Source organism: Pseudorhodobacter antarcticus, assembly GCF_900110135.1.
GTDB classification, from domain to species: Bacteria; Pseudomonadota; Alphaproteobacteria; order Rhodobacterales; family Rhodobacteraceae; genus Pseudorhodobacter; species Pseudorhodobacter antarcticus.
In genome coordinates this window covers 1-2,447 of the sequence record NZ_FOCO01000100.1, presented here as the reverse complement: position 1 = coordinate 2,447, position 2,447 = coordinate 1, and the positions used below count along the sequence as shown (strand labels likewise).

At 57.6% G+C, this 2,447-nt stretch carries 3 protein-coding genes; 2 read left to right on the top strand and 1 reads right to left on the bottom strand.

Annotated features, from left to right (window positions below; genetic code table 11):
- Window positions 1-186 precede the first annotated feature (186 nt).
- Together BMY36_RS19000 and BMY36_RS18995 are read left to right on the top strand one after the other, a co-directional pair.
- Entirely contained in the window at window positions 187-1,659 is a 1,473-nt protein-coding gene (locus BMY36_RS19000) for a leucyl aminopeptidase (protein ID WP_050519439.1), read from the top strand.
- A gap of 3 nt (window positions 1,660-1,662) precedes the next feature.
- Window positions 1,663-2,115: a DNA polymerase III subunit chi gene (locus tag BMY36_RS18995; RefSeq protein ID WP_050519438.1), complete on the top strand. Its 453-nt coding sequence runs from the start codon at window positions 1,663-1,665 to the stop codon at window positions 2,113-2,115.
- Between the two features lie 48 nt (window positions 2,116-2,163).
- Here BMY36_RS18995 and BMY36_RS20150 read toward each other — a convergent pair whose 3' ends face one another.
- Window positions 2,164-2,316, bottom strand: coding sequence for a hypothetical protein (locus BMY36_RS20150; protein WP_156215160.1), 153 nt, complete (start codon window positions 2,314-2,316; stop codon window positions 2,164-2,166).
- Window positions 2,317-2,447 lie beyond the last annotated feature (131 nt).

Below are 2,447 nucleotides of genomic sequence, written 5' to 3'. Positions count from 1 at the left end.
CTCATGCGAAAGCTGATTGAACTCGCCAACGCCCTCATCAAAGCAAACCGAAATTGGGTGATTAAAGAGGCTTGATCAAGACGGATACTCTGGTCAAGGGCTTTTGTAGCCGTTAGGCTTTACCCAACAGGTCCGCCCCCATGTCGGGGTGCCGTGACGAGACATCAAATTCGGAAAAGAAAAGTCATGACACATCCATTGCCGATCCAGTTTCACGAAACCGATCTTGACGCCTTGGGCAGTTTTACAGGCCGCATCGCGCTGATCGCCGCCCCAGATGAAATGGCCGCGCGCAGCCCCGCCGCCCGCCGTTTGAACAGCTTGACCAAAGGGGCACTGAACCGTTTTTTGGCGTCGGATACATGGGAAAAGGTAAAACCGGGCGACGCGGTTGATCTGGGCTGGCCTGCGGGCCTTGCGGTCGAAGCGTTGCAAGTGGTCAAAGCGGCCCTGCGCGCCGATGTTGCAACCGCGCGCAAAGCAGGGGCTGCCATTGGCAAAACCGTTGGCAAAACGGGCGTGTTGGTGCTTGCGGGGGCAATGACCCGCGCAGCCGATCTTTCCTTTGGCCTCGCCATGCGCGCTTATGATTTTGAACCGCACAAAACCTCTGCGCCCACCGCGCGCGGCCCCGTGACCTTGATGGTCAAAAACCCCGAAGGGGCGGCGCAGGCCGCCAAACCAATGGCGGCTGTGGCCGAAGGCGTGTTTTTCACCCGCGATTTGGTCAATGAACCCGCCAATATCCTGACCACCGACGATTTTGCCGCCCGCCTTGCCGCGATGCAAGAGCTGGGGCTGGAGGTGGAAATCTTGGAAGAGGCAGACCTAGAAGCGCTTGGTATGCATGCTTTGCTGGGTGTCGGGCTTGGGTCTGAAACGCCGTCCAAAGTCGTGGTGATGCAGTGGAGTGGCGGCGGCACCGAGAAGCCTTTTGCATTGGTCGGCAAAGGTGTGGTGTTCGATACCGGTGGTATTTCCATCAAACCTGCGGGCGGGATGGAAGATATGACGATGGATATGGGCGGCGCAGGCGTGGTCGCGGGGGTCATGCGCACCTTGGCCCTGCGGCGCGCCAAGGCCAATGTCGTGGGCTTGGTCGGGCTGGTCGAAAACATGCCGGATGGGCGCGCGCAACGCCCCGGCGATGTTGTTCGTTCTATGAAAGGCGACACGATTGAGGTGATCAACACCGATGCCGAAGGGCGTCTGGTTCTGGCCGACGTGATGTGGTATACACAACAGCGGTTTAAGCCAACCGGCATGATCAACCTTGCCACCTTGACGGGCGCCATTATTGTCGCTTTGGGTCACGAAAATACTGGTGTTTTCAGCAATGATGATGGGCTGTGCGACGCGTTCCTTTCTGCTTGCAAGGCAGAGGGTGAAGGCGCGTGGCGGATGCCGATGGGCGACGCCTATGATGCCAAACTAAAATCGCGCATTGCCGATATGATGAACGTGGGTGGGCGTGATGGTGGGGCAATCACGGCCGCGCAATTCTTGAAACGGTTTGTCAAAGACGGGATGCCGTGGTGCCATCTTGATATCGCCGGGACTGCGCTGGTGAAATCGGACACCACCTTGGCCCCCAAAGGCGCAACCGGCTGGGGTGTGATGGCTTTGGATCGGTTGATCCGTGACAAGTTTGAAGGCTAAGCCATGGGAATGGTGATGTTTTATCACCTAACAGCATCGCGCGCGGAAGCTACCGCGCGCACCCTGTTGGCGCGGTCTTTGCAGGCTGGCTGGAGGGTGATGCTGCGCGGCACCGATACCGCGCGTTTGGCCGATATGGACCAACAGCTTTGGCAAGGACCAGAGGATGGGTTTTTGCCGCATGGGCTGGAAGGCGGTCCACAAGACGCGCATCAACCCATTTTGTTGGGGTTGGGGGCAATTTCCAACGGTGCGCAGGCATTGATGGTTGTCGATGGCGCGCTGGTTGACCCTGCCGAGGTGGCCGCGCTGGAACGGGTTTTCATTCTGTTTGATGGCAATGATGAAACTGCGGTTGTTGCCGCGCGGTCGCAATGGACATCGATGAAAGAGGCTGGCCACGCGGCGCAGTACTGGTCAGAAGCCAGTGGGCGCTGGGAAAAAAAAGCGGGGTAATGCCCCCGCCTTTTTGAATTTCAGCAATTTCAGGTCACAGGTTACAGGTTACAGATAAAACTGCCCTGCAAAAATCCGGCGCACTTCGTTTTCACGCGTGGTGCCGCGTGCTGCCAGCTGTGCGTCTGTCTGGGCGTTCAGACGAGACACTTCTTGCATCTTTGGATGCGCTTCGGCGACAGCGATCAAAACATTGAACAAGGCTGCAAACGGACGGACAAGAGTTGCGGACAGGCTGAGTATCCGTCTTGATCAAGCCTCTTTAATCACCCAATTTCGGTTTGCTTTGATGAGGGCGTTGGCGAGTTCAATCAGCTTTCGCATGAGCGCAG

What these genes read in the sequence shown, in the direction of transcription:
- BMY36_RS19000 (WP_050519439.1), top strand. Translation starts at nt 187, where the DNA reads ATGACACATCCATTGCCGATCCAGTTTCACGAAACCGATCTTGACGCC.
- BMY36_RS18995 (WP_050519438.1), top strand. Translation starts at nt 1,663, where the DNA reads ATGGGAATGGTGATGTTTTATCACCTAACAGCATCGCGCGCGGAAGCT.